Below are 7269 nucleotides of genomic sequence, written 5' to 3'. Positions count from 1 at the left end.
GGCGTCGTCGTGGGGGCCGGCCCGGACACCGGCTCCGGACGGCTGCGCCGCCCACCGGGGACCTGCTCGGGACGGCCGCGACGGCCGGCCGGTTCGGGTGCGCCGGCCGGTTCGGGACGACCGAGGTGGGGCTCGGCGATCGGCTCCGGCGGGATCGAGCGCACCGGACGCAGATCGGCCGCGGGCGCCGGGGCCAGCTCGTCGACCTGCTCGCCCCGTCGCGCGGCGGCCCGGCGGCCGGTCGCGGGAGCGGGAGCGGTGCGTTCGGCGAGCGCGCCGACGAGCGCGTCGCAGCCGGCGTCACACGTGCGGACGGAGGCGACTGCCTGCCGCACGGTCTCGGCGACGGCAGCGGTGAGCGTGCGGTTGACGGTGGCCCGCCGGGGCGTCTCGGAGATGGCGACGCGCAGCGCGGTCACCGCGTCGGAGACGGCGTCGGCGTCGGCCACTCCCTCGCCGGCCAGATGCGCGACGACCGCGTCGGCGGCCGGCGCGCCACCACGGCCCGCGGGGCCGGTGAGCATGCCCGGCTCGGGCAGCGCGTCGAGCACCGCCAGGGCGATCCGGTCGGCAGGATCCGGGTAGGCCCGCAGCGCGGCCGGGTACAGCTCGCGGAGCACCTCGCGCAGCGTCACCGCGGCGGAGTGCCGGCCACTCGCCAGCGCCGCGTGCGCGGCCAGGACCTGCGTGTATCCGGCCAGCTCACGCGGTGCCGGGAGGGTCACCGCGGAGAGCGCGCCGGCCTGGAGCGCGCGGGCCAGCCCGACCGCGCGACGCTCGGCGGGCGGGGACTGCATCTCCTCCAGGGAGTCGTCGTCGGCGAAGCGCTCGGCGAAGTCGTCGACCGAGTCGTCGTCGGCGATCGCCAGCGGCCGGCCGGCGGCGCTCAGCAGCGAGGTGACGATGTGGTCGTCGCTGTCGGCGGCGATGGCCGCGCCGCTCGGACCGCCGGACCGCTCCACCAGCAGCGCGACCAGCCGGGCGTAACCGGCGGGATCGTCACCGATCTCGCAGACGTGCAGCAGACGGCCTGCGTCGTCGACCACAGCGGACGTCAGCGTCGTTCCGGCCGAAGCCGTTCGGTCGGCCGGATCTGCCGAGGCCAGACCGCAGTACACGCGCACGAGCGCCACGGCGTCGTCCTCCTCCCGGGACACAGGTCTTGCTCTGCCAGAGACTGATGCTCCCCGCTCCGGGTCAGTCGCGCCAGTCCACAACCGCAGAGATCTTGCCGACAATGGTGCGCCAACCCAAACTTGCGGTTTGTGCCCCGATTTTCTTCAGCCGGCGCCGACCCAGGAAACCACCGACGCCACCGTTGACGGAAGCGCGCAGAGCCTCGTCCAGGTCGTCCAGGCTGGAGCCCGCCGAGAGCATGTCCAGCACGGCGGGTAGCCGCAGGGCGTACGCCAGGTCACGGGCGATCTCACCGGCTTCGATGAGCAGCTCGTGGTCCCACGCGTCGTGGCCGCCGCGCAGGTTCTCGACCACCAGGTCGAGCTCGTACGTGTCCTCGTCCAGCGGGGCGATGTCGGCCGGTTCCAGCCGTTCGGACAGTTCATTCCAACTGTCCAGCTGGGACAGATCGTTCGGCGCACCGGAACGGATGAAAGTGACCAATGACTCGGGGGTCTTGAACAGCAGGAGCCGGCCCTTGTGAGTGAGGAAGAGCGGCACCTCCTCGTCGCCCGCCTCGTCCTCGTCGTCCTCGTCCTCGGCCTCGGAGTCGTCCTCGTCGTCCTCGGCCTTCTCCTCGTCCGAGGCGTCGGCCTTGCCCTTGCGGCGGGACTTGGCGTCCTTCTCCTCGTCCTCGTCGTCCTCCTCGGCGGAGAGGGCGGCGAACTCCTCGTCGAGGATCACCACCTCCTCGTCCTCCTCGGTCTCGACGACCTGGCGGCGGGCCAGGAACGGGTCGTCCTGGTCGCGCTCGGCGACGTCGGTCGGGGTCAGCTCGCGCGCCGGCCGGTACGCCCGCAGCGTGAAGCCGGTGCCGGCGGGCAGGGCGATCTCCACCGGGTCGATCCGCACCTCTTCCCAGAGCGCGCGGTCCGCCGGCGGGCGGTCCTCCTCGACCTCGTCGGCCGCGGCGGCGGCGTCGGTGTCGTCGAGCTCGGGCTCGTCGGCGTCGGGCCGTTGGGGCGACTGGCGGGCCACGCTGACCTCCGTGTGCGTTCGGGTTGCCCACCCGGCGGCGTCGCGCCGCCGAGTGACTCTGCGCACATACCCTAGTGGGCGACGGTTCCGACCGGGAGTCGCACCCCTTGGCGTCGCGGCGGCACGACAAGTAGCGTTGCTACACATGAAGGCGCAGGCGCTGCACGGACACCTGGACGCGCTCCTGCTCGCCGTGCTGGAACGGGGCGCGCTGCACGGCTACGCGATCATCGAGGCGTTGCGGGCCCGCAGCGGCGGCACGCTGGATCTGCCCACCGGCACCATCTATCCGGCGCTGCGCCGGCTGGAGCGGGCCGGGCTGGTGGCGAGCACGTGGAGCACCGTCAACGGCCGGGAGCGCCGCACGTACGAGCTGACCGAGGCCGGCGGCCGCGCGCTCGCCGGGGAGCGGGCCGGCTGGCACGAGTTCAGCGCCACCGTCGGGCGGTTCCTCGGCGCGGACGAGCCACCCACCGCACCGGCCTGACGGGGGCGCGCCGGCAGCCGCTCAGCCGGCCAACCGGCGGTCGGCGAGCACCCAGCATCGGGCCGCCCGGGCCAGCGCGAACCAGGCCGCCGAGACCACCACCATCCCGATGACCAGGGGTGGCCAGGTGAGCGCGGCGTCCCACAGCCCGATCGACCAGCCGAACAGCGCGCCGCCGGCGACCGCGCCGAGCAGCAGGCTGCCGGTCAGACCGAAACCGATCAGCCGCGCCGGGCGGACGAGCCGCGGTGAACCCCACCGGGCGACCAGCGGACCGACCAGCAGCGCGACGAGCGCCAGCGCGGCGACCACGCCCCAGATGCCGTTCAGCGCGGCGGAGAGCAGCAGGTAGGTCTGCGGCGGCGGCGGACCGTCGCTCCAGCTCGACCCCTGCCAGGTCAGGTCACCGGCGGCGATGAGCACCACCGCCACCACGAGCGTGCGCAGCGCCAGCCCGCGCAGCGCGCCGACGGCCAGCTCGGCCTGGAAACCCGGCACGAGCTGGGCGTCGCTGCCGAACTCGGCGACCGCCCGCCGCTGCGCCTCCGCGCGCGGCAGGCCCCCTTCCCGGTACGCCTCGACGGCGTCCTCCAGCGCGTGCCGCGCCTCGGTCAGCAGGTCGGTCTTGAGCCGGTTCGGCCCGTGCAACCGCGTGGACAACTCGTGCAGCCGGCGGTCGACCACTGCCTCCTCATGCACCCGCATGGGGTAAGCCTGCCACCGGAGGGCGACAACCCGCGTCAGGGAAAACCCCGATCGGCCGGGCGTCAGGGCGTGATCGCCAGGTAGCCGCGCTCGGCCGCCTCCTGGCGCAGCCACTGCTCCCGGTACCAGCCGGGGCGTGCCACCAGCTCGTCGTGCCGGCCGCGCTGCACGATCCGGCCGCCTTCGAGCACCACGATCTCGTCGAACCCGGCGAGGCCGCTGAGCCGGTGGCTGATCAGCAGCACCGAGTGCCCGGCCGGGGTGGCGGCGAGCGTGGAGTCCAGCACCGCGTCCGCGGCCGCCGGGTCGAGCCCTTCGGTCGGCTCGTCGAGCACCAGCACCGGCGGGGCGGCCAGCAGCGCCCGGGCCAGCGCGAGCCGCTGCCGTTGCCCGCCGGAGAGCTGCCCGCCCTGCTCGCCGACCACCGTGTCCCAGCCGTCGGGCTGTTCGCGTACCCAGTCGAGCAGGCCGGCCGCCCGGGTCGCGGCGACCAGGTCCGCCTCGGTGGCGTCCGGGCGGCCGAGGAGCAGGTTCTCCTCGACCGTGGCGTGGAAGACGTACGCCTCGGCGAGCAGGCCACCGACCACCCGGGGGAGGTGTTCGGCCGGGATCTCGGACACCGGCACGCCGCCGGCGGTGACGCGGCCGGTGTCGGGGCGTACCGCGCCGGTGAGCACGGCGGCGAGTGTGCTCTTGCCGGCGCCGCTCGGCCCGACCACCGCCACCCGGCGGCCGGCCGGCAGGTCGAGGTCGAACCCGGCCAGGGCGGGGGCGGCGCCGGCCCGGTAGCGGACCGTCACGTCGGCGAACCGCACGTCGTGGCCGTCGACAGTGGGCTCCGGCGCGTCCGGTGGCGCCGCCGGGCCGGGCTCGGTGAGCAGGTCGGCGACCCGGGCCAGCCCGGCCCGCAGCTGGGTACGCTGGCGGGCCGCCGCGACGAGCGCGAGCGCCACCTCCACGGCGGCGAGCGAGCCGACCGCGAGGACGCCGACCAGCACGCCGCCGACCTCGGCCCGCAGCGCCACGACCACCACGGCGGCGGCGGTGAGGCCACCGACGAGGACGCCGAGCGCGTCCACCGCGAAGCCGGTCGCGGCGAGCCGGCGTTCCAGCCGGGCCAGTCGTCCGGCCCGCTCGTCGGCGGCGGCGAGCGCGGTGCCTGTGGCCCCGAACGCGGCCAGGTCGGCGGCGCCGTGGGTGAGGTCGACCGCGTCCACGGCGAGCGCGCCCCGCAGCGGGGCCACCTCGTCGGCGGCGCGGCGGATGATCCGGGCGGCGAGTGCGGGGAGCGCCACTCCCGCCACGAGCAGGCCGAGCGCGAGCACACCGGCGGCCGGCGGCGAGATCAACGCGGCGACGCCGACCGCGAGCACGCTGACCAGCGCCGCCGCCGCTCCCGGTACGAGGACGCGCAGCAGTAGGTCCTGGGCCGCCTCCACGTCGGAGACCAGCCGGCTCAGCGCGTCCCCGGTACGGCGACCGGTCTCGCGCCGGGCGGCGAGCGTGGCGAAGACGCGGGCCCGCACGTCGGTGATCATGCGGAGGACGGCGTCGTGCCCGGCGAGCCGTTCGGTGTACCGGAACACGCCCCGGCTGACCGCCAGTGCCCGGACCGCGACGATGGCCACCGTCAGCCGGTCCAGCGGCGGCCGGCCGGCGGCGCTCATCAGCAGCCAGGTGGCGGTGGCCATCAACGCCAGGCCGGCGAACTCGGTGGCGGCGGCGAGCAGCCCGGCGCCGAGCAGCCGGCTCAGGTAGGGCCGGGCCAGACGCAGCACCGCCCGTTCCGCGCCGGGCCGGGCGGGCGCGGGCGGTTCCGGCGAGCCGGAGGCCGTCACCGCAACCCCCGTCGGCCCGGCCGGCTCCCGGCCCACCGGCGTCACGCCGTCGCCGGCGGTCACCGGGTCACCGCCGGTCGGGCGGGGGAGACGGGGCTCGCCGGGGCACCGGCGGGGGAGACGGGCTTCATCGGGCCACTCCCGGTCCGGTGGCGGTCGGGTGCAGTTCGGTGACCCGGCCGTCCTCGACGCGCAGGATCCGGTCGGCGTCGGCGAGCAGCGCGGGCCGGTGCGCGACGAGCAGCGCGGTACGCCCGGCGACCAGCCGCCGGGTCGCGTCCAGCACGACCGCCTCGCTGGCGCTGTCCAGCCGCGCGGTCGGCTCGTCGAGCAGCACGATCGGTGCGTCCCGGAGGAACGCGCGAGCCAGCGCGACACGCTGCCGCTGACCGCTGGACAGGCCGTGACCGCGCTCGCCCAGGCGGGTGTCCAGCCCGTCGGGCAGGGCGTCCACCACCTCGTCCAGCGCGGCGCCGGTGACCGCCGCGGCGAGCGCGGCATCGGAGGTGTCCGGTGCGCCGAGGCGGATGTTGTCGGCCAGCGACCCGGCGAACAGGTGCGCCCGCTGCGGCACCCAGGCCAGCTCGCGCCGCCAGTCGTCGAGGTCGACGCCGGCCAGGTCCACCCCGTCGACCGTGACCCGGCCGGAGGTCGGTGCGACGAAGCCGAGCAGCAGGTTGAGCAGCGTGCTCTTGCCCGCGCCGCTGGGCCCGATGATCGCCACCCGGTCGCCGGGCCGGATGGTCAGCGTGACGTCGCGCAGCGCGGTGGTCCGGTCGTACGCGACTGTGACGCCCTCGAAGCGGATCTCACCCCGGCCGCGCGGCGCCGGGCGGCGCGGCTCGGCGGTGGCGGGCGCGTCGGTGGCGGAGAGCGTGAGCGCCTCGTCCAGCGCGGTGAGTCCTTCCATGCTGGCGTGGAACCGGCTGCCCGCGGCCCGCAGCGGCAGGTACGCCTCCGGGGTGAGCAGCAGCACCAGCAGCGCGGTGGAGAGCGTGAGGCCGCCGCCGAGCAGCCGGATGCCGACCGGCACCGCGACCAGCGCGACGGAGAGCGTGGCGACCAGTTCCAGCACCAGCGCGGACAGGAACGCGATCCGCAGCGTCTTCATGGTGGCCTGGCGGTGGCCGTCCGCCATCCGGCGTACCACGTCGACCTGCCCCCGGGACCGGCCGAACGCGCGCAGCGTGGGCAGCCCGGCGACCATGTCGAGGAAGTGCCCGCCGAGCAGCGACAACCGGCGCCACTGCCGTTCGGTGGCGGCCTGCGCCTGCCAGCCGAGCAGCGCGCCGAAGATCGGGATGAGCGGGATGGTGAGCGCGATGATCAGCGCCGAGCTCCAGTCGGCGAACACGATCCGGGCCAGCACGGCCACCGGCACCGTGACGCTCAGCACGAGCTGCGGCAGGTAGCCGGTGAAGTACGGGTCCAGCGCGTCCAGGCCGCGCCCGGCCAGCGTGGCGAGCTGCCCGGCCCGCTGCCCGGCGACCCAGGTCGGGCCGTGCCGGCCGACCGCGCCGAGCAGGTCGGCTCGCAGCGCCGCCTTCACCGTGGCGGCGGCCCGCGCCGCGACTGTGCCCTGCGCCCAGCTCACCAGCGCCCGCCCGGCCACAGAGGCCACGAGACCGGCCAGCGCCGGCCGGTGCAGCCGCCCGTCGAACGCCGTCGCCAGCAGCGTCGCCAGCGCGGTGGCCTGAGCGATCACCAGCAGCGCGGTGAGCCCGCCCAGCACCGCGAGCACGGCGAGGTCGCGCCGGGCCGCGGGGACCCGACGCAGCAGACGCGGGTCGAACGGGCGGCGGTTCACCAGTACACCGGTGCCCTGCCGTCGATCCGTCCCCGGAAAACCCACCAGCACATCGCCTGAAAGCCTAGTAGGGCCGGCAGGAGCGGTAGCGCGAGCCATCCCAACAGCGCCAGCGTCGGGTGGCTGGCGGCCGCCTCGGCCACCGTCAGCGACGCCGCCGGGTCGGTGGTGGAGACCAGGATCCGGGGCCAGAGCGCGGCCCCGATCAGCGGCGCGGGCAGCGCCAGCGCCGTCGCGGTCGCGGCGAAGGCCGCCAGGGCCCGGCCCCGCCGCAGCGC

General features: G+C 76.0%; 6 protein-coding genes and 1 pseudogene. 1 reads left to right on the top strand and 6 read right to left on the bottom strand.

Annotated features, from left to right (window positions below):
• Positions 1–1157: pseudogene (locus tag AC2CHG_RS28730) on the bottom strand (transposase); the annotation flags it as partial.
• Positions 1158–1197: 40 nt separating this feature from the next.
• Positions 1198–2154, bottom strand: a complete 957-nt coding sequence (locus AC2CHG_RS28725; RefSeq protein ID WP_355506752.1) for a DNA primase — start codon at positions 2152–2154, stop codon at positions 1198–1200.
• 145 nt (positions 2155–2299) lie between these two features.
• Here AC2CHG_RS28725 and AC2CHG_RS28720 point away from each other — a divergent pair, with 145 nt between their 5' ends.
• Complete coding sequence (locus AC2CHG_RS28720; RefSeq protein WP_194798637.1) at positions 2300–2641, top strand: PadR family transcriptional regulator; 342 nt, start codon at positions 2300–2302, stop codon at positions 2639–2641.
• Between the two features lie 21 nt (positions 2642–2662).
• Here the strand turns inward: AC2CHG_RS28720 and AC2CHG_RS28715 are convergent, their stop codons facing one another.
• The 4 genes from AC2CHG_RS28715 to AC2CHG_RS28700 form a co-directional block, all read right to left on the bottom strand.
• Positions 2663–3346 carry a permease prefix domain 1-containing protein gene (locus AC2CHG_RS28715; protein ID WP_262012588.1) on the bottom strand — a complete coding sequence of 228 codons (684 nt, stop codon included), beginning with the start codon at positions 3344–3346 and terminating at the stop codon, positions 2663–2665.
• 62 nt (positions 3347–3408) lie between these two features.
• Complete coding sequence (gene cydC, locus AC2CHG_RS28710) at positions 3409–5184, bottom strand: thiol reductant ABC exporter subunit CydC (protein ID WP_484525971.1); 1776 nt, start codon at positions 5182–5184, stop codon at positions 3409–3411.
• Between the two features lie 127 nt (positions 5185–5311).
• Positions 5312–6991 carry a thiol reductant ABC exporter subunit CydD gene (gene cydD, locus AC2CHG_RS28705; protein ID WP_262012587.1) on the bottom strand — a complete coding sequence of 560 codons (1680 nt, stop codon included), beginning with the start codon at positions 6989–6991 and terminating at the stop codon, positions 5312–5314.
• The coding region (locus AC2CHG_RS28700) for a cytochrome d ubiquinol oxidase subunit II (protein ID WP_484525970.1) at positions 6988–7269 on the bottom strand (282 nt) is incomplete at its 5' end. The genes cydD and AC2CHG_RS28700, both read right to left, overlap by 4 nt.

The organism is Micromonospora sp. ATLC20 (genome assembly GCF_057196585.1).
This window is presented reverse-complemented; position numbering and strand designations above follow the sequence as displayed.